The organism is Colwellia sp. C2M11 (genome assembly GCF_018860915.1).
Classification (GTDB): Bacteria; Pseudomonadota; Gammaproteobacteria; order Enterobacterales; family Alteromonadaceae; genus Colwellia.
In genome coordinates this window covers 76,933-103,119 of record NZ_JAHKQD010000004.1, presented here as the reverse complement: position 1 = coordinate 103,119, position 26,187 = coordinate 76,933, and the positions used below count along the sequence as shown (strand labels likewise).

General features: G+C 36.1%; 18 protein-coding genes. 10 read left to right on the top strand and 8 right to left on the bottom strand.

The window, feature by feature from the left end; genetic code table 11:
* Positions 1-35: 35 nt before the first annotated feature.
* Together KO509_RS01215 and KO509_RS01210 are read left to right on the top strand one after the other, a co-directional pair.
* On the top strand, positions 36-938 hold the full coding sequence (locus tag KO509_RS01215; RefSeq protein ID WP_215971461.1) for an NAD(P)/FAD-dependent oxidoreductase: 903 nt from the start codon (positions 36-38) through the stop codon (positions 936-938).
* A gap of 36 nt (positions 939-974) precedes the next feature.
* Positions 975-1,601: a class I SAM-dependent methyltransferase gene (locus KO509_RS01210; RefSeq protein WP_215971460.1), complete on the top strand. Its 627-nt coding sequence runs from the start codon at positions 975-977 to the stop codon at positions 1,599-1,601.
* Between the two features lie 244 nt (positions 1,602-1,845).
* Here KO509_RS01210 and KO509_RS01205 read toward each other — a convergent pair whose 3' ends face one another.
* The gene (locus KO509_RS01205) at positions 1,846-4,827 is read right to left on the bottom strand and encodes a TonB-dependent receptor (RefSeq protein ID WP_215971459.1); all 2,982 of its coding nucleotides are present in this window, start codon (positions 4,825-4,827) and stop codon (positions 1,846-1,848) included.
* A 386-nt stretch (positions 4,828-5,213) separates the two neighbouring features.
* Between KO509_RS01205 and manD the strand changes: the two genes are divergently transcribed.
* The 4 genes from manD (at position 5,214) to KO509_RS01185 (ending at position 10,505) form a co-directional block, all read left to right on the top strand.
* Positions 5,214-6,431: a D-mannonate dehydratase ManD gene (gene manD / locus KO509_RS01200; RefSeq protein WP_215971458.1), complete on the top strand. Its 1,218-nt coding sequence runs from the start codon at positions 5,214-5,216 to the stop codon at positions 6,429-6,431.
* 106 nt (positions 6,432-6,537) lie between these two features.
* Positions 6,538-7,689, top strand: coding sequence for a Gfo/Idh/MocA family oxidoreductase (locus KO509_RS01195; protein WP_215971457.1), 1,152 nt, complete (start codon positions 6,538-6,540; stop codon positions 7,687-7,689).
* A gap of 15 nt (positions 7,690-7,704) precedes the next feature.
* Entirely contained in the window at positions 7,705-9,465 is a 1,761-nt protein-coding gene (locus KO509_RS01190) for a transporter (protein WP_215971456.1), read from the top strand.
* A 167-nt stretch (positions 9,466-9,632) separates the two neighbouring features.
* Complete coding sequence (locus KO509_RS01185) at positions 9,633-10,505, top strand: hypothetical protein (protein ID WP_252727325.1); 873 nt, start codon at positions 9,633-9,635, stop codon at positions 10,503-10,505.
* Positions 10,506-10,644: 139 nt separating this feature from the next.
* Here the strand turns inward: KO509_RS01185 and KO509_RS01180 are convergent, their stop codons facing one another.
* Positions 10,645-11,784 carry an ROK family transcriptional regulator gene (locus tag KO509_RS01180; RefSeq protein WP_215971455.1) on the bottom strand — a complete coding sequence of 380 codons (1,140 nt, stop codon included), beginning with the start codon at positions 11,782-11,784 and terminating at the stop codon, positions 10,645-10,647.
* A 252-nt stretch (positions 11,785-12,036) separates the two neighbouring features.
* Positions 12,037-14,733: a TonB-dependent receptor gene (locus KO509_RS01175; protein WP_215971454.1), complete on the bottom strand. Its 2,697-nt coding sequence runs from the start codon at positions 14,731-14,733 to the stop codon at positions 12,037-12,039.
* 506 nt (positions 14,734-15,239) lie between these two features.
* Between KO509_RS01175 and nagK the strand changes: the two genes are divergently transcribed.
* The 3 genes from nagK (at position 15,240) to KO509_RS01160 (ending at position 18,618) form a co-directional block, all read left to right on the top strand.
* Positions 15,240-16,130, top strand: a complete 891-nt coding sequence (gene nagK, locus KO509_RS01170; RefSeq protein WP_215971453.1) for an N-acetylglucosamine kinase — start codon at positions 15,240-15,242, stop codon at positions 16,128-16,130.
* Between the two features lie 56 nt (positions 16,131-16,186).
* Positions 16,187-17,575, top strand: coding sequence for an alkaline phosphatase (locus KO509_RS01165; protein WP_215971452.1), 1,389 nt, complete (start codon positions 16,187-16,189; stop codon positions 17,573-17,575).
* A 320-nt stretch (positions 17,576-17,895) separates the two neighbouring features.
* Positions 17,896-18,618, top strand: coding sequence for a DUF1499 domain-containing protein (locus KO509_RS01160; RefSeq protein WP_215971451.1), 723 nt, complete (start codon positions 17,896-17,898; stop codon positions 18,616-18,618).
* 137 nt (positions 18,619-18,755) lie between these two features.
* Here KO509_RS01160 and KO509_RS01155 read toward each other — a convergent pair whose 3' ends face one another.
* Positions 18,756-19,901 carry a PepSY-associated TM helix domain-containing protein gene (locus tag KO509_RS01155; protein WP_215971450.1) on the bottom strand — a complete coding sequence of 382 codons (1,146 nt, stop codon included), beginning with the start codon at positions 19,899-19,901 and terminating at the stop codon, positions 18,756-18,758.
* On the bottom strand, positions 19,901-21,985 hold the full coding sequence (locus tag KO509_RS01150; protein ID WP_215971449.1) for a TonB-dependent receptor: 2,085 nt from the start codon (positions 21,983-21,985) through the stop codon (positions 19,901-19,903). The genes KO509_RS01155 and KO509_RS01150 overlap by 1 nt, the downstream gene beginning before the upstream one ends.
* A 136-nt stretch (positions 21,986-22,121) precedes the next feature.
* Between KO509_RS01150 and KO509_RS01145 the strand changes: the two genes are divergently transcribed.
* On the top strand, positions 22,122-23,000 hold the full coding sequence (locus tag KO509_RS01145; protein WP_215971448.1) for an AraC family transcriptional regulator: 879 nt from the start codon (positions 22,122-22,124) through the stop codon (positions 22,998-23,000).
* 38 nt (positions 23,001-23,038) lie between these two features.
* On the opposite strand, the gene KO509_RS01140 is transcribed toward KO509_RS01145, so the two are convergent.
* The 3 genes from KO509_RS01140 to KO509_RS01130 all read right to left on the bottom strand — a co-directional run bounded on the left by KO509_RS01140 (position 23,039) and on the right by KO509_RS01130 (position 26,016).
* Complete coding sequence (locus KO509_RS01140) at positions 23,039-24,388, bottom strand: GGDEF domain-containing protein (protein ID WP_215971447.1); 1,350 nt, start codon at positions 24,386-24,388, stop codon at positions 23,039-23,041.
* Between the two features lie 5 nt (positions 24,389-24,393).
* A complete protein-coding gene (locus KO509_RS01135) occupies positions 24,394-25,380 on the bottom strand; it encodes a cytochrome c peroxidase (protein ID WP_215971446.1) in 987 nt (328 codons plus the stop codon).
* 75 nt (positions 25,381-25,455) lie between these two features.
* The gene (locus tag KO509_RS01130) at positions 25,456-26,016 is read right to left on the bottom strand and encodes an NUDIX domain-containing protein (protein ID WP_215971445.1); all 561 of its coding nucleotides are present in this window, start codon (positions 26,014-26,016) and stop codon (positions 25,456-25,458) included.
* Between the last annotated feature and the right edge of the window lie 171 nt (positions 26,017-26,187).

Genomic DNA, 26,187 nt, shown 5'->3' with positions numbered 1-26,187 from the left:
TTATGTTTCGTGAGTTGGATTCATGAGGAATAAAAATGCAACAAGATGTAATCATTATTGGTGGCAGTTTTGCTGGTCTATCCGCGGCTATGCAATTAGTAAGAGGTCAACGTAAAGTCACAGTTGTTGATGCAGGTAAACCAAGAAACCGTTTTGCTAAATACTCTCATGGTTTTTTTGGTCTTGATGGCCAAGCCCCAAAAGCTATAAAACAAAAAACATGGCAACAATTACTGGAATATGACACCGCAACGATTATTGACGCAGAGGCCATCAATGTTGAAAAAACAGGTGATGGATTTACTATTCAACTAAGTAATCAAAGTCAATTAAGTGCTAAAAAACTAATTTTAGCTACAGGTTTACAAGACATACTGCCTGATATCAAAGGGATAAAGTCGCGTTGGGGGGAAACCGTTGTTCACTGCCCTTATTGTCATGGTTATGAATTGCGTAATCGTTCTTTAGGTGTTATTGCCACTGGCCCAATGTCCCTACATCAAGCTGGTATGATTCCCGATTGGGGAGTAACTACTTATTTCTCTCAAGGAGAACATTTTCCCGATACCGAACAAAAAATATTTTTACAGCAGCGTGGCGTTCGTTTTGAAGATACGCCTGTTATTGAAGTTTTAGGTGAAGGTACAGATATATCTGCAGTTAAGCTAGCTGATGGACGAGTTATTGAAGTTAAAGGCTTATATGTCGGTCCAAAAACACAAATGGCTAGTTCAATCCCTAAACAACTAGGTTGTGAATTTACTCAAGGTCCTATGGGAGAGATAGTTATTACTGACGATTTCAAACAAACCTCGATTAAAGGAGTATTTGCTGCCGGGGATATTGTTAATCCAATGCAAAATGCTACTTTTGCTTCCGCTTCTGGTGTCATGGCTGGTGTTGGCGTACATCATCAATTGATACAGGAATTATTATAATACTTAATTAGTATTAACCATAAAAGGCTAATGCATATGTTGGGACGCAAAGATACTCCAGAATTTTGGGAAAACAGCTTCAAAGAAAAACAGGCTATGTGGGGATTTGAGCCTACTAATTCAGCTAAGTCAGCACTTGAGATGTTTAAAAATAATGATTTAAAAACCCTTTTAATCCCTGGATTTGGTTATGGCAGAAATGCCAAAATATTTTATGACGATGGATTTGATATTACAGGAATTGAAATATCACAAACAGCTATTGAAATAGCAAAAGCACATTATGGTAATACCATGAAAATATATCATGGTAATGTTACTGATATGCCGTTTGATAATAGAATATACGATGGTATTTTTTGTTACGCCCTAATACATTTATTAGGTGAGAACGAGCGTAAAAAACTAATACGGGATTGTTACCTGCAACTTAAACCTAATGGCTACATGATGTTTGTCACTATATCTAAGAACACTGCAACTTATGGTGAAGGAATTGAGCTCAGTAAAAATAGATTTACAACCAAACATGGTGTCAATTTATTTTATTATGATACAACCACAATTCATAGTGAGTTTACTGAATATGGTTTAGTGGGAACCAAAGAAATGAATGAATCATCACAAACATTATTGTCGATAATATGTAGAAAAACTCTATAGTATTATTGCTAGATTTGTCATAATTATTTTAATTTGAAATTGTCTATGATTAACGTTCTGTATAAATATTTATTTAACTAATTGAGTAATCAATTGATTTACTTGTTGTATAGCCGTCTAAGGATAAAATTCTATTGATATCTGGTATAAATTGTCAGTTATTATATTTCACTAATAAAAAACGCTGTGATTAGTACTATTGACACTAACCACAGCGTTTAACGTTTTGCTTTACACTGTCACATTAAAATCTGTAACTGGCTCCTACAGTGATGCGACGCTCTGTTAAACCTTGATAACAAAGTAAGCCGCCTTCATTCACACATGATTGTGTAATATCTGATTCAGTTAAGTTTACACCTTCAATACCAACATTAAGTTGTTCGTTAATGTCATAGCTAATACTGGCATTAAGTTGTCCTCTATCTTCTTGTACAACGGGGAAGCCCCAAGGGAAGCTAGTAGTACTGCCAAAATCTTCAGATCGGTAGGCTTCGCGCCATGTATAACGAGCTCTGGCTGAAAGGCCATATTTTTCATAATACAGTGTGAAGTTATAAGCATTTTCAGATAAATCGGTCAGTCCTTGTACACGAGTTACATTAATATCTTCAATGCCTGTTGTTAAGGAGAACACTTCATTAGCACGGCTTGTTGCGGTATCGAATGCTTCACCACCAGAAAACTCTTGTTTGGTATAGTTAGCAATAACACCAAAACCAGAAGCCCAGCCTAAGTCATCTTCGAAGCTAGAAAGATCATACTGAACGGCGACTTCTATCCCTTTTTGTGTAGTTTCACCAGTATCATTGATTGTGGTCGAAAACGGTACACATACGCCAACACCAATATCAGGGCCAAATACATTGATGTCTGCTATTGGGTTGAAGATACCGCCAGCTTCACATGGGTTAGTTATATCACGATATCCTGTAACAGGATCTTCATAAGGATCCTCTTGTTGGCTAACATGAAGATTGCTACGTTTTTTATGAAAAATACCAATACTTAATACACTTGCTTCGGCAAAATACCATTCGGCTGATAGATCAAATGACGTGACTTCTTCAGGAACCAAGTTTGGATTACCGATAGCGACAGCAGGGTTCGGGCTAGTATCAAAGGTAAATGAGGTTGATAAGTCGTCAAAGTCAGGACGTCGAATATCTTTACCCCAACCTGAACGTATAACTATATCGTCAGTTAAGTCTACGCTTAGGTTTATTCTAGGTAATAAGAAGTTATAATCACCCGTTGTTGTTACTTTTGATACTAAGTCATTTCCATTCGCATCCGTAGTGGTTGAATTACCAATAGATTTAACGTCAGTTGTTAAATAACGTAGGCCGAAATTTCCTCGGAATATATCGTATTCAAAATTTGCTTGTGCATATAGTGCGTTAGTTTCTTCTTCAATATCAAAGAAACCGTCTGAGCTTGATGTTGGTGCATCAAGTGCGATTGAGCCTCCGATTGTGTCGATAGCATTTTGTAATACCGCTAAAGCACCATCTTGATCAGCAGCGACAAGTTCGGGATCAAGTTGTAGATAATCACGAACATATAACTCTCTTCCGTCAGCATCGTTAAAGTTAGTCGGTCCAGGAATAAGAAGCCCTGCGAATAAATCACCTGTTGGGCTATCAGACATGTTTCTTAAACCAATACTACTGATAACGGTATCTTGAACGCTTGATGTTTTACTATAACGATAACCAAAATCTACGGAGGTTATTACAGAGTCTAAGTAATAACTAAAGTCCATTCTAAACGCGTCTTCACTATTATCAGCTGTACTTCTACCTATTTCTACATCGCGTAGTACCGTATTACTTGGATCAAGCAATTGAGCCGTCGTTGGCGCATTTGCTTCGCCTGATGCTATGCCAAATGCTAATGATCCACCGGTTAAATCATATTGGAAAGGGGTGCCGTTTTCATTTGAAGCATTTGTTGCAACATTTGGGTTAATGAAGTTTAGTGTAGAGTTAAAGCTAGGTGTAGTTGTATCCGATTTCGATGATGAAGCTTCGATAGTGACTTTAAGGTTATCACCTTGCCATTCTCCGCCAATTCTAAATATTTCGCTTTTTGTTAGGCGTGAGTTTGTATCACCAGAAAAGCGAAGGTTTGGATCGGCACCGCCATCTTCAACCGGAATTACCCCTTGAACTGCGGCTTGTATAGAGCCAAGATCTTGACCATCTATTGTGCCAAAGTTAACGGTTTCAAATTCAGTAGGAATTGAAACATTGATAAGATCACTAACACCAGACGCTTGAACCCTTGAACTTTCTTCGCGGCGTTCTTGATCATTAATAACAGCATCGAAATAGAGTCTAGTATTGTCATTTGGCGCCCATTCTAATGAAGAGGCTATATTTATCGTTTCAGATTCGTAGTTATCATAATCTTGAACAAAAAATTGAATGGGTAAGAAGTCGAATGATTGAGCGCTAGCAACACCGCTATTGGATGCTACAGAGTTATCACGATCTGATCTAGGACGAAATGCAGTCGCTTCTTGTTCTGCATAATTGGCACTGATAACAATACCAAACTTACCAGCATCAGTATCCCAATTATCGCCAAAGGTGCCCGATAGTCTAGGTTTTAAACCGCTATCACTTGATAAACTACTATTTTCACCTTGTACTCTTATCGTTGCTAATGTGTCGCTTAGTTGAAGAGGGCGGATAGTTTTTAAATTAATTGTTCCGCCTACAGAGCCTTCAATCGTCTTTGCTTCAGAAGCTTTCGTTACTTCAACAGCAGCGATAATACCTGCGGAAACATCTTCAAAGTTGATACCACTTCGGCCAGTACCTGAGCCTACGGTAGAAACACCATTGATTTCTGTTCTATTTGCGTTAGTGCCACGAATTTGTACGCCTGTACCTACACCCGCTGTTCTTGTAATTTGTATACCAGTCACATTTTCTAAAACCTCAGCAAGGTTTTGGTCGGGTAATTTACCAATGTCTATGGCTTTAATTACCTCAACTAGGTTATTTGCATCACGTTTCTCTAAAAGTGCACTAGTAAGAGAGCTACGTATTCCCGTAACCTCTATTACTTCAACTTCCGGTGTATTTTGTGCGGATTGAGCTTCTTGTGCTGAAACAGAAGGTACAGCCAATAATGTGGCTAAAGCGGCACAATATAGTGCCGAATGTGAGCTACGGTTTTGCAGTACAGAGCTTATTTTATTTAATTTAATTTTCATGAATTCCCCTTTTACTACGTAATGTTGTATTTATTGTTTATGTAAATAAATCGCTTACAAGATGTAAAACCACAAAACAAATCGTTTTACTAAACCGATTTACTAAGGTAAAGTTAACATAAAATAACCAAATGTCAATATTTCAATACTTAGACCTTTGTCATATAAAAGCGTTAAACCAACGATGAAGCAGGGTAAGGTTTTAAAGTTATCTTGTTGTGTTTTTTCGTAAGGCTCTCATCAAGGAGAGAAATTAAAATCGTTGTGATATGAAATAATAGTAGTTAGAAATTTAGTTGACCAAGTGATTTCACATCAGTAAGATAATCGTTTTAGTAAATCGGTTTAGTTATCTTTTGGTTTGATAACCTAAATAAGGAAAAGCAATGAAAATTAAAGAAATAAAAGTATTCGTGTGTAGTCCAGGAAGAAACTTCGTTACAGTGAAAGTGATTACTGACGAAGGTACTTATGGCTTAGGCGATGCAACAGTAAATGGCCGTGAAATGGCGGTAGTTGCCTACTTAGAAGAACACGTTGTTCCTTGTTTAATTGGTCGTGATCCACAAGAAATTGAAGATATTTGGCAATATTTATACAAAGGTGTTTATTGGCGTAAAGGGCCAATCACTATGGCGGCTATTGCCGCGATAGATATGGCGCTTTGGGACATTAAAGGCAAAATCGCGAATTTACCTGTATATCAATTATTAGGCGGAAAAAGTCGTAAAGGCGTTACTTTTTACGCGCACGCTAACGGCGAAAATATTGACGATACCCTAGATAAAGCACAAGAGCATATTGAAAATGGTTTTAAAGCTATTCGCTTACAGTCTGCTATCCCTGGTTTAAAAGTCACTTATGGTGTACTTGGGGATAAAAAGGATTACTTTGAATTGCAAGGTAGCCGCCCATTACCACCAGAGGAAGAATGGTCAACCGCTAAATACTTTAATTCGATTGTTGAGCTATTTAAAAAGGCGCGTGAACGCTTTGGTTATGAGGTTAATTTTACCCATGATGTGCATAGTCGCTTAACGCCTATTGAAGCCGCAAAACTAGGTAAATTACTAGAGCCATATAATTTATTATTCCTTGAAGATGCCGCCATTGCTGAAAACCAAGAAAGTTATAAAATTGTTCGTCATCACACAACAACGCCTTTAGCTATTGGTGAAACGTATAACACCATTTGGGACTGTAAAGATCTAATTCAAAATCAATTAATTGATTATATTCGTGTGGCCGCAACTCATGCTGGCGGGATAACCGCACTTAAAAGAATTACTGATTTTGCCAGTGTTTATAACGTTAAAACGGCACCACACGGTGCACCTGACTTATCACCCGTATGTTTTGCTGCTCATATGCATTTAAATATTTGGGCACCTAATTTTGGTATTCAAGAGTTCGTTGGTTTTGGTAACGAAAGCTTAAATCGCATTTTTAAACATAAGTTCACTGTTGAAAATGGTATGGGGATGATGAGTGAAGCGCCTGGTTTAGGGGTGGAGTTTGATGAAGAAGCGGCAGCAGAATATCCATACAAACGTTCATACTTACCGGTAAGTCGATTAGAAGACGGTACGCTTTGGAACTGGTAATCAACTGTATTAGTAGAGAAATTTAGAATGTTTTTTTTCAAATAATTCCCTACAAAGAAAGAATAAAGACATCTCTTTATAAATATTAAAGTATTAGGAATAAATCATGAGTAATAAAGTAAAAGTATTAGTGCACGGTACTGGTTTTGCCGGACAAGGTCATGCTGAAGCATTTAGATACGCTGGCGCAGAAATAGTCGGCATAGTCGGTAGAACAGAGAGTGTTGTTAAACAAGTGGCTCAAGATATAGAAATTCCATACGCAGGTACTGACTGGCAACAAGCCTTAACAGACTGTAAGCCTGATGTTGTGTCAATTGCCACGCCGGGTGGTGCGCACGTTGAACCTATTAAGCAAGCGATTGCTTTTGGTTGTCATGTGTTTTCAGATAAGCCATTAACTGCCGATGGCAGTACTTCAAAAGAATTACATGAATTAGCCGTTGCTAAAGGAGTAAAAACAGCTTTTGCTTCAAGCTTTAGATACATGCCTGAAATATTACACGCTAAACGTTTAGTTGCTGCTGGCGCGATTGGTGAGCCATTAGAAGTTGAATGTATTTCGCATTTTAATTTAGAGCGTGATATTCCGTTTGGTTGGTCACATCGTCAAGAAGATGGAGGTGGTCGTTTAAACAATAACTTCACGCACATGATGTCGATTGTAACTTCGGTTGTTGGTGAGAAGATCTTATCAATTATGGGCGAAGTGCGTGACGATTTAGGCAAAGCGCCAATTGTAGAAGGTGTTCATAACTTTAAAACCCGTCGTGACTTTATCCCTGAAGATATTAATGATCCGTCATTAAAATGGGGCGAATCTAACGTTGAGTGGTCTTATAACGTGTTAGCACAATTAGAAAGTGAGTTTGCTAAAAAACCGGTTTCAGTAATGTTCAAGCACGGCGGTTTACATCCTCGTTTTAATGAAGATCATATCGTATTTTATGGTAGTAAAGGCGCTATTTACATTAAAGGTCATTACGGTGCAGGTCCACTTTACTTATATGGTGAAAGCAATGGCGGCGATGCTAAAGAGTGGCTAGAGCAAGCATTACCTGCTGATATTGCTGCCGATATTCCTAATGTTGAAGGTGATACCGAGCGTAACTGGCGTTACCTTATTCGTGAAATGGTTAAAGATATTGAAGGTGAAGACGTTCCTCCTTACCAAACCTTTAAAGAAGGTAGTCAGTATCAGCAACTTATCGACTTAATTCGTAAAAACGATTATTGGGTAGACGTAAGCAAACTTTAATAAAAGGGCGATAACATGATCTATGATTACGCAGTAATAGTTGGTTACTTCCTGTTAGTTGTTGGTATTGGGTTTACCTTCAAAAAAATGGCAGCTAAATCAACAAGTGATTACTTTCGTGGCGGCGGCAGAATGTTGTGGTGGATGGTAGGTTCAACCGCCTTTATGTCACAGTTTTCAGCGTGGACTTTTACCGGTGCTGCCGGTAAAGCCTTTACCGATGGTTTTGCGGTAAGTTTGGTGTTTTTTGCTAATACCTTTGCTTACTTTTGTGGCTGGGCATATTTTTCGTATCGCTTTCGTCAAATGCGTGTTGATACACCAACAGAAGGAATTAAACGTCGTTTTGGTAGCCAAAATGAATTGTTTTTCTCTTGTGCATTAATCGTATTCAGCTTTTTAAATGCTGGTATTTGGTTAAATGCTTTAGGTGTATTTACCAGTGCTGTGTTTGAAGCTGATATTAACGTTACCATTATTGCTACTGGTTTAGCTGTATTGTTTATTTCAGTATTATCAGGTGCTTGGGGTGTAGTTGCATCTGATTTTGTACAAACCTTAGTGGTTGCTGTGGTATCTATTGCTTGTGCTATTGTTGCATTAGTCATGGTTGGCGGCCCAGTAGAATTAGTCACTAAGTTCCCGTCTGACTTTATTATGGGACCTGATATGAATTATGGTTTGCTATTGGTGGGAACCTTTGTGTTCTTCCTTGCTAAACAGCTTATAACCATTATGAACTTGAATGATTCATTTCGTTTTTTAAATGCGAAAGATTCTGACAATGCACGCAAAGCTTCATTACTTGCCATGGTGTTAATGGGGATTGGCAGTATTATTTGGTTTATTCCACCTTGGGCGTCAGCCATTTTGTACCCTGATGCTGCACTAGCTTATGCCGACCTTGGTAATAAAGCATCAGATGCGGTCTATTTAGTCTTTGCAAGAAATGCGATGCCTATTGGTACAGTCGGCTTGTTACTCGCCGCGTTATTTGCAGCGTCTATGTCGTCAATGGATTCAGCACTTAATAAAAACTCAGGTATTTTTATTCGTAGTATTTACCAACCGTTTTTAGCGAAACGTAATCGAATTGTTGATGACGCGCATTTATTAAAAATGGGTAAGATACTAAGTTTTGTTAGTGGTTTACTGGTTATTGTAATGGCGTTATTTTTCAAATCGTTAAAAGAGCTTAGCTTGTTTGATTTGATGATGTCTTTCTCGGTAATGATCCAAGTGCCTATTCTTATTCCATTAATATTTGGCTTGTTTATTAAGAAAACGCCGTCTTGGGCTCCGTGGGTAACAGTAGTAATTGGCTTGTTTGTTTCTTGGTTTGTGATGAATATACTGACCCCAGATGTGTTCTCTCGTTTTATTGGTATACCTGAGTTTACGCCAAGAGAAGCAACAGACATGAACTTAATATTAACCATAGGGGCACATTTAGTTATTACTGCTGGTTTCTTCTGCCTAACATCATTGTTTTATAAAGAAGAGAAAGATCAATATAAAGAACAAACCGATGAGTTCTTTAAAGACTTGGTTAAGCCAGTAATTGCTGATGGTGAGCAAGATGATTATGACCGTCAACAGCGTAATAAATTAGGCTCTATGGTGATGTACATGGGCTATGGTATTTTCATGATGACATTAATACCTAACTCATGGTGGGGGCGTTTAATTTTCGTTTGTTGTGCATTAGTTATTTTGGGCACCGGGTTTTTATTAAAAAAAAGCGCGAGTCCAAAGCAAATTACAGCACAAATTTAAGGTAAAAAAAACAACTTAAAATATATTTTTATTAGGCTTTATTCGGCGCTACAAACATTATTGATGTAGCGCCTTTTTTATATAAAGGTTAGTTAACAAATAATAGTTACAACAATATTTAAAGTTATAGTTTAAGTAAGCGCAATAAAATTTGGAGGGAGTTCCGTATGAGGTTAACAACATTAGCAACAATACCTAAAAATCTAACACGTTGGGTTTTATTAACAGGCGTACTATCTTTTATTTCGGGTTGTTCTAGTGACAATCAACAAAGCATAGCGACACAAGCTGTACAACTGACTCATGGTATTGATGAGACGGCAGGAGGTGTGTCTAGCTATATCATTACTACAACCAATGCGACTTATTACCTTGAAAAGGAAGGTGGTGGTTTATCAAGTATGCTAGATAAGGAAGGGGTAGATTGGATCGGTTTTCATAATGAAAAAGGATCAGGTCATAAAGGTGAATATCGCGGCTTTCCTAACGCCATTCATAAACAAGACGGTAATTACTTTCATGCGCTAAATGCTGGAACAGACTTATCAACGTCGGTGATTGATATTGACACTAAACAACATGTTCGTATTACATTCACATCAGCAAACAAAAAGTGGGAAGGGCAATGGGATTTTTATCCTGATCGCTTAGATTTTACTATGAGTAAAGTGAGTGCTGGATACAAGTATTGGGTGCAGTATGAAGGGGTGCCTTTTGGGGAAATGGATGATACTGATTTTTGGTTTAGCGCGAATAATAACAAGAAGAACTTAATCAATGACCCCTTTTTAGGTGACCTACCTTCGCCTGAATGGATCGCTTTTGGTGATGAAAAAAGCTCACGTATGCTTTATTTATTGCATCATGAAGATGATGAGTATCCAGATAACTATGTTAGTCGCCCTGATATGACGGTATTTGGTTTTGGCCGTAGTAATAAAGACAAATACCTACAGACACCACAAACGTTTTCCCTTGGTTTTGTTGAGTCGGTGAATTATGAAAAAATAAAAACGGTTATTGAAAAAGTGATACAATAATCGGCTGATGGAGTTAAGTGATGAGTGGGTAACGAAGAGAATCACGCTTCATTGATTAGTACTAAAGTAAGTCTGTTTTTAGGTAAATATTATGTGCAGCGTTATTAGTTTGTTTGTATTAACGTTGCCTATCTCATTCTTAGCCACGATTAAAAAAATAGAAAGCCGGTATTGCCGTAACACCTTTTTCGAGTATATTTTGTTTTTTGTCTACTAATATTTTTGGCGTAGGTGCATATACATCACCATAAGAGGGACCTGATATAACGACTTTCTCAGACAGCTGTTGTTGAATCTCTATGGGTAAACGGCCGGTAAATATAATAGCTTCAGGGTCTAATAAACTTTGAATAGCTTTTAATGGAAATTTCATCGATTCAATACAAGCTGTAATCCAAGATGCTATATTGGTATCACCAGCATGAAATGCAGCAACTATTTTTTCATTTGTTACCGGTTCATCCCAAAGATTACTAAGATAGCTGTATAATGATCCTTCTGTTGGTCTAATCGCATTAAGGTCTTTATTGAATAGTGTCGCCACTTCTCCTGCATTTCCGTAGGTTCCATTCACTAATTGCCCTTCAAACACGAATCCGCCACCAATATCTAAGGTAAATAAAAGTAAGAAAAAACTATGGAGCTTGGCGCCTTCTGTTGATAGTGAAAAACCAATAGAAGCGGCACAGCCATCATTTTCAACATAACATGGGCAGCTATATTTATAAGCAAAGGTTTTTTGCCAGTCAATTTTAGACCAACCTTGAGGATCTTTCTGAGAACAAACACCACCTTCTACGTTAGTGAAAAAGCCAGATATCGATATACCAATACCTAATATTTTCAGGGTAGGATCTATTTGTGAGTAGATGTGGTCAAGCATTTCTGTTGCTGATTTTATCGCAATATCAGCAGTTAAAAATGTACCTTTTTGACTTATTCTTAATAAGTTATCGCCACTTAAATCATCGACAATAACGACAATTTTATCATGTTCAAAAACAATGCCAATAGAAGCAAAAACACCGGGAATTATACGTAAATAAATAGCAGGTTGACCTCTTAACCCTGACACTTTTGAGTCAACAGAAATAATTTTTAAGTCGATTAACTGTTTTGTGAGGCGTGTTAATGTTTGGTTTGATAAACCGGTTGCTTTTGCTATTTCTGCACGAGTAGCCTTATTGTGGCGCTTGAGGTATTCAAGTACTTTTTTATGGCTAAGGTGTAATTGTTTTTCTATTTGTAACGTAGATTTTAATGCTGAATGCTCTGGCACAACACTTCCTTATTCTTATAAAAGAGCTATTCCGCACTGCTCTAGATGAAATATATAACTCACTAATATAACAATATCATATAATTAAATTTTCTACTATGGAGGTATTTAGCCTGTTTACTATAACGCGTTGTACAGGTTTTAAAGAATGTACTTCGTTTTACAATAACGAAATACATTAGTTTTTATAACACTAAAATTAAAACAATCGAGAGCCCTTTAGCTCTCGATAGTAAAGATGCCTAACATCAATTAAAACTTATGCGTTACACCTAGGTTTACAGTTCTACCCATAATGCGGTTATGGTATAAAACCCCTTCACCCGTCATTTCTACACTATCTTCAGATGTTAAGTTAGAGCCATTAATATAAACCTTAGTATTTTCTGAAACGTTATATAGTAGTTTCGCACTTAAGGTTGTTCTAGCTTGGTTATATTGATCACCATTAGCATCACTTGGGTTAAATACAGTCGGTAATTCAGCTGTTCTGTTTAATGAAAGACTCGCATCGAAATTATCATCAGTATAAAGTAATGAAACATTTACAATTGAATCAGGTTGATAAAGTAAGAAATCAACTTTACCTCTTTCACCTTTGGTATCAAATGTAGTATCCATAAAAATAGCATTTGAAGAAATACCAAAGCTATTATATGGCTCAGGTAAATATGATACAAAGCTTAACTCAACACCTTTGATGGTTGCTTTTGAAGCATTTACAGGTTGAGTTACTTCATCATAGGTAACACCATCGATAGTAACATCAGTTAACGTTTCAACTAATATTTCATCTTTAATATCTTTAGAAAAGAAGCCTATAGTAGCCATGCTATCAGAAGTGAAATACCACTCTAATGATAAATCTAGGTTAGTTGATAAACGTGGTTTAAGATCTGGATTAGAGCGAGTAAGTGTATTTTGTAAACCAATACTTTCCAGCTCTCCTGATGGCGATATTTCAGGGAAAGCTGGACGACCTAATGTCTTACTGGCTGCAAATCTTAAGATTAAATCATCTTGAATGTTATAGTTTACTAATAGTGAAGGTAGTATAAAGTCGTAAGAGCCACTATTTTCACTTGCTTCGTACGTCCCATCTACTTCTCTAAAGCCAGAGCCGTCAGTAGTTGTTTTCTCATAACGGAAGCCTAAGATCGATTGGATTTTTTCTGACTGGTATACACCTTGAACAAAAAGTGATACTACTTTTTCATCTATAGCATAATCAGCGCCAAGTCTATTTGAGTCAAGGTTCTCAAATCGAAAGATACTAGTATCAGACAATGATGGAGTAACTGTTTTGTTTATTTCATTAATGTCAGCAAAAAATGCAGGGAAGCCACTGCTAGAGCCTGGAGGTGATAAGTCGCTTGAGTTTTCAGCAAATACATCACTTAAAGAAAAACCAGTTCCCTCAACGGTTTCATTGGCGATATCGTAATGAGTTGTTAAGTCGAAGTCATAGCTTCGTTCAGTTGTTCTATATTGAACACCTGTTTTTAGGCCCCAACCTTCATCATCAATATCAGCATTGTAGGCAACATCTATAATAGCGTCGAGCACTTCTTCTTTTGCTTTCTCAGGCAACATATTACGGTACAGTAAATTATATTGACTAGGATCGAAGTAGCTTTCAGGTGATGGACTAATAACACTTAGGCTAGGCTCTGTGATATTACTACTGTCAAATGCAATATCAGTAACCCCACCTGTTCTCATATATAAATAATACTCAGCTTCTCTTGAGTTATTAGCTTCAGAGTAGCCTGCTTTTGCATTAAAAGTAAAATCGTCATTAATAATTTTGTTTATACCAGCCTGGAATAAGGTAAGGTCGGCTTTATTAATAAATTCACCTACTTCAGAAAAAGCTGATCTACCTGTTCCAAAAGCAACATCTGAATCATCAATACGTAATGTACCTGATTGACCGCTAGCATCTAATGTTAAGCCTTCTGCACTTGATGGAATACGTACGTCTGATTTATTATGGTTAATTGTTTGGTCAAGGTCATTGTATGCTGTTGTAAACCAAAGATAAGTGTCATCATCAGGTGTCCAATCTAATTTAGCTGATAAGCCTATGCGAGTTGTTGGTGCTGATTCAGAAAGTATTCTGTGTTCTCTAACCACTCTGACATCTTCTTGGGTTGGAAAATCGATACTACGTGAACGACCACGGGTTAATTGTGAAGGTTTACCGAGATCACGTTTGTTATAACTACCCGATAGGGCTATGCCTACATTTTCAGTAATTTGACCAGCATAAAGTGCTTCTAGTCTTAAAGGATCATCTACGCCTTGTACAGCGTCATCTATTTCGGCCACACCCGTTTCAGCTGTTACTGTAAATAATGGTTCTGCTAAGTCTACGCCTTTTCGGGTTATAAAATTAATTTGTCCACCAACCCCACCAGGATTCATTTCAGGGGTAAAGGTTTTAATTACATCGGTTCTTGCAGCTAAGTTTACAGGGAAAGCATCAAGATAAACGGCTCTATTTTCAAAGTTTGATGTTGCCAGTGTTAACCCATCTAATAAGGTAATATTTAAATCAGGACGTATGCCTCGAATGCTAACAAATCTAACTTCTGGACCACTTGAACCGCCACTACCACGACCACTTAAATCTTCAAAAGGATTAAGGCCAGGTACCTGTGCAAGTAACTCTGCAGCATTACCTACAGGTAATCCGCCTATTTCATCTTGGCCTATAGAATCAACGATTTGTGCAGAGTTTTGCTTCTGAACAATCACATTTCGACTTACTAGCCTAGTACCGGTAACTCTGATAGTTTCAACTTCAGCTTCTTTCTCTGCTGCTGTACTCTCAGCAGCATAAGCAGAATTTACTGGGGATACGTTATAAAGTAACCCTAATAAAACTGCGGCGGAGACCTTATTAAACTTGTTTAATGATTTGTTTGTTTTTTTTAAATTTCTCATATTAACCCTTAATTAATTTTTGATGGGAACTACAGTAGACATTTGTTTTCTTTTTACGAAAATTCTTATTTAAATTAAATACCGTTAGGTGATTTAATATACACGTTTGATTATCTTTTGCAATGATTTAGGTTTTTTTTACTTGTTTTTTTGGTTTTTATTCTTTCGTTTATTTTTATTTTGTTGTTTTTAAAGGTTTTATATTGTTTTAGTTGTTTTGTTTTTATGTTAAATAAGTACTGTATTTGAATTTAATCGTTTTTTTTAGCTGTTTTTTTATGCTTTAAAAGTGTTTTTTATCATGATACCTCAAGAAACAGTATCATTAATTTCCTTTGTGGTATTTAATTGTTGTAAGTTGCGTTTTTTTTAGGTAGCTTAAGTCTCTTAATGGTATTTAAGTTTTTGTTCACTTTTTCTGTCTTGTTTGCATATCGATTCGAGTAAAAATTGTATTGTTATTAAAGAAAAACATGCGAGTAAAATGAAAAATTAATGAGGTTTTAATGGAACGTATGGGACATGAAAAATATTTTTTAGGTATTGATGGCGGTGGCTCTAAGTGCCGAGCAATTGTTGTGTCTAACAATAATGAAATATTAGGAGAGGGCGTTTCCGGCCCTGCTAATCCAGTGAATGGTTTGGATATAACAATAGCTTCAATTGTTGAGTCCGCTAGATTAGCACTTGAAAATGCGCATTTAGAGAATGTTCAATTAAGTGATCTTATTGTTGGAGCTGGCATTGCAGGTGTAAATTTACCTATGTTGTATAAGCAATTAACTGACTGGGAGCATCCTTTTAAAGTTTTTTATTTAACAACTGACATATTAATCGCTTGTTTAGGTGCCCATAATGGTGATGATGGCGCTGTAATGATTACTGGAACAGGCTCTTGTGGCTTCTCGTATGTGGATAATAAAACTATGGTTGTTGGTGCTCATGGATTTCCGCAAGGTGATAAGGGCAGTGGGTCATGGTTTGGATTAAAAGCGGTTCAATATGCATTGCTTGAACTTGACGGTATTATTGATTCATCTGTTATGAGTAGTAAAATCAGAGAACAGATAAATATTTCTAGTGCTGTTGAACTAGTGGAAGCAACTTCGGGTCAAACAGCTGGATTTTATGCTCAGTTTGCGGGTATTGTTTTTAATGCTGCTAATAATAATGAATTTGCTTTAAAACTAGTGAATGAAGGTGCTGACTATATTAATAAAATGGCGAAGTTATTAATGAACAATAACCCTCCACGTATTTCTATGCTAGGTGGTTTGAGCCCATTACTTATTCCTTGGTTAGCTGCTGATGTGCAAGATATGTTATCTCCCCCTTTGAGCCCTCCGGAGATAGGAGCAATATTTTTTGCTCAGCAGCAAGATAGTATCGCTTGCTAAATTGATGCAATTTAATAAATTTTAACTTAACTAATCTTTATATAGTGGGACAGAAAATGAAAAAAAGTATAGTGATTGCTCTAGCAATGATGGGTATATCTGCGTGTAGTAACCAAAATGTATTAACAGAGGAAGTAGCAACTTATTCCTCACCTAAAAACATTATTATGGTTGTTGGAGATGGTATGGGGCCTGCGTATATCACAGCCTATCGTTACTATCGTGATAACTTGAATACTGCAAACGTAGAACAAACAGTATTTGATCGTCATTTAGTTGGGTCAAGTAGTACATATCCTGCCTTGGTGTCTGGTTATGTAACTGACTCCGCTGCGGGTGCTACTGCTTTATCAGCGGGGGTAAAAAGTTACAATGGTGCGATTGGAGTAGATGTAAATAAAAAACCGGTTGAAACGGTTTTAGAGTTTGCAAAAAAGCTAGGTAAAAAAACGGGTGTTGTTGTAACAAGCCAGATAAACCATGCTACGCCAGCAAGCTATTTATCTCATAATGAAAGTCGACAAAATTATAATGAAATTGCAGATAGTTATTATGATGAAAAACTAAATGGGCTCTTCAAAATGGATGTTATGTTGGGTGGTGGTTGGAAATACTTTTTGCGTGAAGATAGACAATTAGTAGATGAATTTAAAAGCGCAGGGTTTCAATATATAGATAAATATCAACAATTAGATACGATTAAACCAAACCAACCTGTTATTGGTTTATTTGCAGATGTCGGTTTGCCTTGGGCGCTGGATGATGTGATTCCAAATCGTTTATCTGTAATGGCAAAAGCAGCGGTTAAACAATTAGATAACGAAAACGGTTTTTTCTTACTTGTAGAAGCTAGTCAAGTTGACTGGGGCGGACATAGTAATGATATTGTGGCTGCTATGGGCGAGATGGATGATTTAGCTAAAACGTTAGAATATTTTGAGCAGTATGTTAAAAATAACCCTGATACTTTAGTGGTTGTAACCGCAGATCATAGCACTGGTGGTTTAACGATAGGGGCGAATGGTACTTATGAATGGAAGCCTGAAACGTTAAAAATCATGAAGCATTCCCCTAAATTTATTGCGAATAAACTAACGGATGAAGAAGTAACAGCAGAATCTACCCAGTTATTATTTAACTTTGAGCTTACCGATGAAGAGTTAACATCTTTGCGTATGATTAAACAGCATACACAAACAGAGAGTAAAGAGGCTAATGATAAGGGAAACCCATATAAAGATAAAGATGCGAGTCAAGTTAATACCGAGCTATATAATGCAATAAAGCTTATCGCTGATCAGAGAACGAATACAGGATGGACTACTTCGGCGCATACTGCGATAGATGTACCTGTTTTTGCATTTGGGTCACATAGTAAAGAATTTATAGGGTTAAATAATAATATTGATATTGCGAACAAAATTTTCACCTTGTTAGGTAAATAAGATTAATTAACCTAAGACGCTAAGTTACATGCAATGGGGAGGTTTAACTCCCCATTTTTATAATAATATTTTAATTAAAACGATCAATTTTTTGAAAACAGTTATCAATAAATGAATAACTCTTACCAATATAAATAGCACTTCTGCTATAAATACGTTTAAATACCCCACACAAGCTCGAGTAAATAGTAGCTATGCTAATAAATACTAATTCAACAATTTACTTTTAAACCTGAGTTGAGCTCTATGGATAAGTGTTTGGCCATTAAGCTTAGGTTAGTTAAATAAATATAACATTAGATTAAGGAAATATAATGGTTATGAATACCATCTCAAAATTTTGTAAATTCATGGTAATCCCTTTATTGCTTGGCTTCCCTATTGCGGTTATTGCGTATCGTCTACAGCTTTGGTCGATGGGCGTCTCTTTTCAAATAATTAAATATACTGGCTATGTTAGTATTGCGGTATTTTTAATCGCGATATTAGTCACTTTATTTGCTTTATTTAAAAAACAAAAAGAGGTGACTAAAACCTGTGTAGTTGTTGCTTTATTATTAGCAATTCCGGTAATAGGGCTATCAAAGCAAGCCGCTAAAGCTAAATCTTTACCATTCTTGCACCAAGTAAGTACTGATACGGTTAACTTACCTGCATTTGATGTGATTATTGCATTACGTGGTGATACGAGTAACCCATTAGATTATGATCGTGAAAAACTCGCACCGTTGCAGCAAGCAGCTTACCCTGAATTACAATCTATTCTATCAGAATTTAGTACTGAGCAAGTGTTTACTAAAGCTGTTAATACGGCAATGGGTTTAGGTTGGGAAATTGTTGCTAAGAACCAAGATGAAGGTAGAATTGAAGCGGTAGATACCACTTCATTGTGGGCGTTTAAAGATGATATCGCTATCCGCGTTCAACAAACTGAGACGGGGAGCAAGATTGATTTACGTTCAATCTCGCGTGTTGGTGGTACTGATCTTGGTGCCAATGCCGAGCGTATAAAAAAATTCATCACTGCATTTAACGTTAACTAATCAGTGGATAAATATGATATTAAAAAGGCTGTTGTTATTATTAACAACAGCCTTTTATATTTAAGAAAACTTAACTAAGCCGTGATCAACTTGTGTTTGTTAAAAGTACCATGGCGCGTTAATTCTGATTTTATTCATTACTCAAAATTACCTATTTGTCGTTTACGTTTTATTTTACGCGTAAGAAATGTTACTAACCCTGTGCCAGATAAGATAACAAGACTCAAACCGGTTAACAAAACAAGTATACTTCCGCCAAGTTTTCCAAAGCTATATCCGCCATGTAAAGAGAGAAGCATTCCGGTTGCTTGAGCCGAAAGGCTTAATGTTTCAGCGTTTTCAATATAGACCAAGTTTTTACATGAACTATGAACAAATATACGGCTGTCACCGTCACGTTTGTTGTTATCTTTACTTGATCTATACGTCAACATATAAGGACCATTTTTTTTGTTAGGAAGAAAAAATATCGCTAACTCTTTCGTTGGAAATGCTTTTATCCCAGCCATTTCCGCGTCAGAGGGGGTTATAGTTTCATGACAAGTTTTTTCAAACCCTGCACTGTCAGGTACTTCATAAGTGGGAGGCGATAACAAAGGAGAAAACCAAGCGGGTTTAGCTAAAGCTAGACCGGTTAAGCAAAAATAAACGATAAATAATGCACTCCAAGCACCAAGCCATAAATGCCAAGTAAAACAGATCTTTTTTATGTCACGACGAAAATCTATGCGCGTTAATTTTTCCCACGTTGTTCCTTGTTTTAAACACCATAAATAAATCCCGGTAATAACAAAAAACAATAACAATATAGATAAAATACACACAAAAATAATGCCTGTATTACCGAGTAAAAATGAATGATGAAAATCAATTAATTCATGTGCAAAAGCACCATTTAAAGGAAAGTCTCCTTTAAACTTTGCTATCCATGGGTCAACACTCAGCATTCTTATACCATCTATGGCGTCTGAGCCAGAAGGCATACCAAATACCATTGCGGTTTCAACATCGTCGACTCTACTGTGCGGCATTAAAACGCCTATCGTTTGAAACTGGTCTTTATATCCTGTTTTTGCCGTATCAATCAACTGAGTTACACTGACGATTTGTGTCGTTTGAGTGGGAGGGCTTGCTCGTAGTATATCACCGTACTGCACTAAAAATAGTTGGCCTACAAAAGCAAGCATAGCTCCAGAGCCGGCAACGAGTATAATAAATATTGCCGACAAGCTACCTAACCATCCATGTAAAAAAATCAACGTTTTTCGAGCTGATATAAACATTAGAATTGAGCCTCAACGCCCAAAATGAAGCTTCTTGGTTGTACTAATACTGCGTTATCAAAAGCGCTATCTGGTTGCTCACTTCCTTCAGGTGCTTTACCTGGATAACGCGCTACAGAACTATCTATATCACCGATATTTTTAATAGAGCCATAAATTCGTATATATTCGAAATCATAAGAGATTTTTGCATCAGCGATGATATAACTCTTGGTCTTCGCGTTATCCCTATTATTAACATCTGTAAAATAACCATTCGTAGAGCTAGTTACCATGCTTGCCGACCATTGGTTATGGGTCCAAGAAAAACCTAAATTCGACGTTATACTCGGGGCAGTTAATAACTCATTTCCCTCAATGCCTGAGCCTGGATATTTACTGATGTTAGTATTCAATAAACCAAGGTTCATAAACACGTTAAAACTAGGTGTTACGGATAATGTAGCACTTAGCTCTATACCACTTGTTTCAACACGATCAGCATTACGCACAACAAATGCTTCATCTCGAGAGTCATCTGGTGTTAGGTCAAATGGTAATTGCATGTCTTTGTAGCTAGAATAAAAAATATTTTGTGTTAAAAATAGATCACCATCTAAAAACTCTTGGCGTCCATAAAGTTCAGATGTCCATACATATTCAGCATCATATTCGTAATTAACAATAGGGAAGGTAAACGTAATTCCGCCACCACCCGCATTGTAGCCTCGTGAAATTTGAGCTCCCCAACTAGTTGTTTCGTTTTGCTGCCAATTCACACCTAACTTAGGTAATAAAGCACGATAAGTTTCATCGACAAAAATAGAGACTAATTCTCCTGTAGGGTCACCACCATTACGTTGATGATGTTCTTGTTCGTAACGTAGCCCGAAAGAAAGATCAATGTTCTGATTGAGTGGTAACACCGTTTCATTGTATGCGGCTATAGTATCGGATTTATCTTTAAAATTTTGCCCACCGAAAAATTCAATAAATTCATCTTGATCTGCTTGATGGTAATACAAACCACTCACGGTAGATAACCCTGAATCTGTTTCATAATAAATTCTTGGCTCTAGTACTATTTCCGTAGTCTCTATCGTCGCATTACTCGAGTTTGGAGCGGCTTTACGTTTAAATTTAAATTGTGTTGTTGAGGTACTAAATGTTAAGCGTGTCGTGTCTGAAATGTCAGTTTTAAAATCTGCTGCCACAGAAGTAGTTTTTGGGTTATGTACAGGCTGTTGTGGAAAGTTAGATAACTTATCGTCAAAGGGTTTGGTTATTATTTCACTATTAGGCGCTGTATAATCAGTTTGAGAAAATGTTAATAATAACTCGCTATCTGGAGAAAAGTCAGGCGTGATGAGTACCTTTCCTCGTAAAGATAAGGCATTTACTTCACCTGGATTATCGACACCCTCGTATGATGTATAATTAACAGGAGACTCTCGTTTGTACAAATCACCAGAAAGACGAATTGCTACTTGATCTTCAATAATCGGTGCGTTGATCATTGCTGATGTTCTACGTTGTTGATAGTTGCCAGTTGCTAATTGTATTACTGCTTCATTATTAAAACTTGGATCATTAGTCTTTATAATGACAGTGCCCGCAATTGCATTTCTACCAATTAAAGTACTTTGTGCGCCTTTAAGTACTTCAATACGGCTAAGGTCAAATATACCTATATCACCAAAAACAATTTCGTTATAGCTTGCTGGGCGGTTATCTATTTGCCAACTTAAACGTGAGCGACTACCTGCAAAAAATGCATTAGCGTTTTCAGAGGCTCCTGTTCCATCAACACCACGAACAGTAGGCGCTTTACCTGTGCCTGTTACAACGGAAACGTTTGCTGCTGAATTTAATATATCGCGCACTGTATTTAAACCCGCACGATTTTGAAGTATTGATTCATCTAATATTTCTGTGCTATTTGCCGTTTGATATATAGATCGTTCAATCAATTCACCTGTAATAATAATTCGTTCTGTTTTTTCTTTTTCTTCTTTATTTGTATTTTCTTCAATCTCTTGTGAATATGCTGATGAGCAATTTACAATCATTGCCACACAAACACTTAAGCATGGTAGTAACTTCATTTCCCTTCCTTTATATTTAATTATATTACTCAATTGCGAATAATTATCATTCATTGTAAGATGTTTGGATTTTTGATACCACTCCAAATAGGGGGATATCACTCCATTTGCGTAATCATTTAGGAATTAATTTTTGATGAGTATTAAAACGTGGCAGCAAGAGCATGATGACTTTAATCATCGATTAGCAAAGTATGGTGTAAAACCATCATTATCGCTTAGCAGTCCTAATGGCATTGCACAAATAGCACATGCACAATTTGATGCATTTGAACAAATTCAAGAGCCTAGTTCTCGTTTTATGATTAATTTATGCACTTCAGGTGTAAGTAAGTTTGGACGTTTTTCAAATGAGGCGAACTTAGAAGGAGTTATTCGAACAGGAGATGTTTTGATTGCATTGCCCAATTCTAAATCAGAAATATATTGTTCAGGCACATCTATGTTAGGCATTGCTATAGATCTTTCTTCCCTAGAGGAGAATCTTAATGAAAAGTTTATTATTGAAGATTTTATGTCTGCGGCATCAGTGTTTCATAAAGATCCTTTATTAACCTCTGTGTTAACGGCTTTATGGCGTGATGCTGAAGTTAATGGGTTAACTAGTGCGTTTTTTGAGCACGGCTTACTTATTGTTTTAAAGCAGCTAGCTAATTATCGAGCTAAAAAAACCGTTACCCAATTAGTTAAACCTCTTTCTGATAAGCTGCTAAAGCGTGCACTTGAGTATATTAATAGTCAAATTTATTCAGATATTCGTGTTAGTGCTCTTGCTAAATATGTCAATTTAGATATTCGTACATTTACTCGTTCTTTTCGAAGTGCTACTGGTTATGCACCTTTTGAGTACATTACTATGCGGAGAATGGTAATTGCTAAAGACCTATTACTTAAGGGGTATAGTGTTACTGAAACGTCAATGATTGTTGGTTATTCAAATCCCAGTAAATTTTCTGCAGCCTTTAGGCGTTTAAATGGCAGTGCGCCTAAAACTTGGTCAATGCTAAATAAATAACAGTAATTTTTAAGCGTTTTTTTGTATATATTTTTTGATCAAGAACATATGTCACTATGCCATGTTGTCACTATACCTTTGCCATTTCTTTTTGATTTATACATTGCTTCATCAGCATATTTAAGTAATTTATTTGGCTCTTCAGTATGATCCGGAAAGAGGCTAACACCAATGCTCAGTGTTACGTTACAGTTGTTCTTATCTAGTAAATAGGGTTTATTACATTTCGTTAGTATACTTTGTGCTATAGACTCTGCATCTTCTAACCTATTTAATTCTTGTACAAGAATTATAAACTCATCACCACCTATTCGGTAAATAGAATCTTGTTTTCTTACGCTACTTGTTAATCGTTCCGATAATAATTGTAGTAGTTTGTCGCCTATGTCATGACCATGAGTGTCATTGACACTTTTAAAGCCATCTAAATCAATGAAAAGTAATGCTAATTTACTATTTGATTTTTTATGTGAAGGTATCAAATTTTTTAAATTTTCAAATAGTTTTTTTCGGTTATACAGACCTGTGAGAGGGTCTGTAATACCAGTAGTTCGGTGTCCGTCTATGGTCCGATATAACCAATATAATAGTATTAAGAGTATAACTATTATTATTACCAATATAGCCGTAAACATGAGCACTTTAGTTTGAATGGTTTGATGAACCATGTCTGCTTCTACATAGATAGACGATAACTCATCAAAGAGGTTTGTTGATAGAGCTTCATATTCAGGATTATAAAAAGCCTCCCTAGCTTTGTGAGATAATAACACTTGCTCTTTTAAAAGCTCTAAATGTTGGTTAACTTTGAAAATAGCCTCATTTTGCTCCAAAGTACATTGTTGGCATTCAGCCGGCTTTTTTTGTTCTTTAAGATGAATATTTTGATTTGACGCAATTAAAGTTGTTAGCCTGTGCTGTGCGTAAGTCAGAAACCTAAGAATATTTTCGTCATTTTGATATTGAGAATGTAGAAAAAACAATAAAGTATCTAAAAATTTTAAAGAATTTCTAGTAACAGCAACTTCTGATAAGTAGTCGTTCATACTCTGTTTTTTCATCGATGATAAAATAACTAGGTCGGCTGTAGATTCTTGAATTGATTTTTTAAAATTGGCGGTTTTATTTAGAAATAGCATCATTTCTTTTTCATATTTTACCGCGGCACTGTTGACTAAATCAAAGTGAGGAATGTTATCACTGTGAATTCTATTCAATTCGATATCCCACTCAGCATTAGCAGACTTTAATTCTACTAATTGAAGAATGCTATCTTGTATTTCCATAGTGTTTTTGAGATTACTATATCGATGGTAAGCACCGTAAATAGCTAAGATAAGAGAAAAAGATAAAATAATGAGGACAAATATTAATTTAGTTTTTTTCATGCATATCACTCCATAATACTATCGAGTGACTTTAAAAAATCAGCGATTTGATCAATTTCTGTATCTGTTAGTTTTTGTCCAAGTTGATGCTTGGCCATTATTTCAATTGCTTTTTTTAGTGATTTAACCGTACCATCGCTAAAGTAAGGAGCTGTTTTTGCAACATTTCTCAATGAAGGAACACGTAATTTCTCCGTTTTGTATTGACCAATAATACCTTTGTAAGGAAGAACTACGCCAAGTTCTTGAAAAATATTTCCGCCAACGTTGGCTCCTTGATGACACGATGCACAGCCATAATCTTTAAAGTTATTATAGCCTTGTTTGGCTGATAAGCTTATTGCATCATTATCACCTAAAAGAAATTCATCAAACTTTGAAGGCAAAATTAAGTTGCTTTCATAGTATAAAATGGCATCGATAATATTTTCTTTTGAAATACCGTAGTTATAAATAGAGGAGAATAGTTTTGAATATAACTGATCTTTTTTAAATGCGGGTATTACAAATGCCCAATCTGTACCCATTACATCAGGCTTTTGAAGTATCATTTCTAGTTGAGGCTTTAATTGGCTATATTCACCTTTCCATCCAATATAATAATTTTTACTGACATTTAAAATGGTAGGAGAATTAAACGCTAGATTAACAGGCTTTTTTAAACCATCAGCTCCACCTAATGCTAAGTTATGGCAGGAATGGCAAGACCTATCCTGATTCTTGGATAACCTTGTATCTACAAATAATAATTTACCGAGCTCAAATTTTTTATTGTTGAGATGCTTTTTTTTTAAAATAGGTAGAATTGGCTCACTAGCAAGAGACTGAAAAGCAATAGAGGCTAGAACCACAATCACAATAAGCTTTGTGAAATATGATTTTAAATAAAAATAGGTCAAGGCGTGAGTTCTTAATAAATTATTTAATTGAGTAAGTATGCTATATATATTGATTTTTTCAAGCTTATTAGTGCTTAAGTAAATATAACTCAAAACTTTATTAGTTACTTATCTCAATAAATAGGTAAACAATATGTTTAGAGTCGTTAGTTCTATTTGTGATTGCTATTAAGCATCAGGTTTACTATTAATAATTTGGGCTTTAATTTTTTGCAATAAATACGTTTCACGCTGAATGGATAGCCCTTGCTTTTCATCATTTTTCATGGTCTCTTTATTATGCTTAATAGCTTCATCTATTGAAACCCAGCGTACTTGCATACCATTATTTACTTCATAATCTTCTAATTTATTTTCGCCTAATTGGTCTGCTATCTCACAGACATAACAATATGAAAGCATATGCATAATAGTACAGTTTGGAAAGTGTTTTTGGCTATTATGTGGGCGATACTCTTCGTATAAGCCAAAAGGGTTTATGTTGTTTATCTCTAATGCACCGGTTTCTTCACTTAACTCTCGCTTTAAACCATCAATTAAAGCTTCACCTTGGTCAACACCGCCACCAGGTAATGAGTAATCGTTATAACGCTCAGTAAACATTAATAATATTTTTTTGTCTTTTATGACTATTGCTCTGGTGGCAATTCGAGTAAAGCTTTTAGGGTGAGCAGGTGTTAAGTTTTGTTCTTCAATAGCATGATGAACAACTCGTTTTAATAAATGCATAAAATCTCTAAATGGTTTTTCAAATGGTTACATTATAAATATTCATGTTTAAAAGATTGCTATTGTACTTGCTTAGCTAGGAAATGTTGTTAATTTTTTACGACGTACTGCCATTATATTATTATGTCTAAATTGTTTTGATTAATAATGTTGATACAATTTGATGGTATA

Coding starts and splice junctions, on each gene's coding strand:
- KO509_RS01215 (WP_215971461.1), top strand. CDS start 36: ATGCAACAAGATGTAATCATTATTGGTGGCAGTTTTGCTGGTCTATCC.
- KO509_RS01210 (WP_215971460.1), top strand. CDS start 975: ATGTTGGGACGCAAAGATACTCCAGAATTTTGGGAAAACAGCTTCAAA.
- KO509_RS01205 (WP_215971459.1), bottom strand. CDS start 4,827: ATGAAAATTAAATTAAATAAAATAAGCTCTGTACTGCAAAACCGTAGC.
- manD (WP_215971458.1), top strand. CDS start 5,214: ATGAAAATTAAAGAAATAAAAGTATTCGTGTGTAGTCCAGGAAGAAAC.
- KO509_RS01195 (WP_215971457.1), top strand. CDS start 6,538: ATGAGTAATAAAGTAAAAGTATTAGTGCACGGTACTGGTTTTGCCGGA.
- KO509_RS01190 (WP_215971456.1), top strand. CDS start 7,705: ATGATCTATGATTACGCAGTAATAGTTGGTTACTTCCTGTTAGTTGTT.
- KO509_RS01185 (WP_252727325.1), top strand. CDS start 9,633: ATGAGGTTAACAACATTAGCAACAATACCTAAAAATCTAACACGTTGG.
- KO509_RS01175 (WP_215971454.1), bottom strand. CDS start 14,733: ATGAGAAATTTAAAAAAAACAAACAAATCATTAAACAAGTTTAATAAG.
- nagK (WP_215971453.1), top strand. CDS start 15,240: ATGGAACGTATGGGACATGAAAAATATTTTTTAGGTATTGATGGCGGT.
- KO509_RS01165 (WP_215971452.1), top strand. CDS start 16,187: ATGAAAAAAAGTATAGTGATTGCTCTAGCAATGATGGGTATATCTGCG.
- KO509_RS01160 (WP_215971451.1), top strand. CDS start 17,896: ATGAATACCATCTCAAAATTTTGTAAATTCATGGTAATCCCTTTATTG.
- KO509_RS01155 (WP_215971450.1), bottom strand. CDS start 19,901: ATGTTTATATCAGCTCGAAAAACGTTGATTTTTTTACATGGATGGTTA.
- KO509_RS01150 (WP_215971449.1), bottom strand. CDS start 21,985: ATGAAGTTACTACCATGCTTAAGTGTTTGTGTGGCAATGATTGTAAAT.
- KO509_RS01145 (WP_215971448.1), top strand. CDS start 22,122: ATGAGTATTAAAACGTGGCAGCAAGAGCATGATGACTTTAATCATCGA.
- KO509_RS01140 (WP_215971447.1), bottom strand. CDS start 24,388: ATGAAAAAAACTAAATTAATATTTGTCCTCATTATTTTATCTTTTTCT.
- KO509_RS01130 (WP_215971445.1), bottom strand. CDS start 26,016: ATGCATTTATTAAAACGAGTTGTTCATCATGCTATTGAAGAACAAAAC.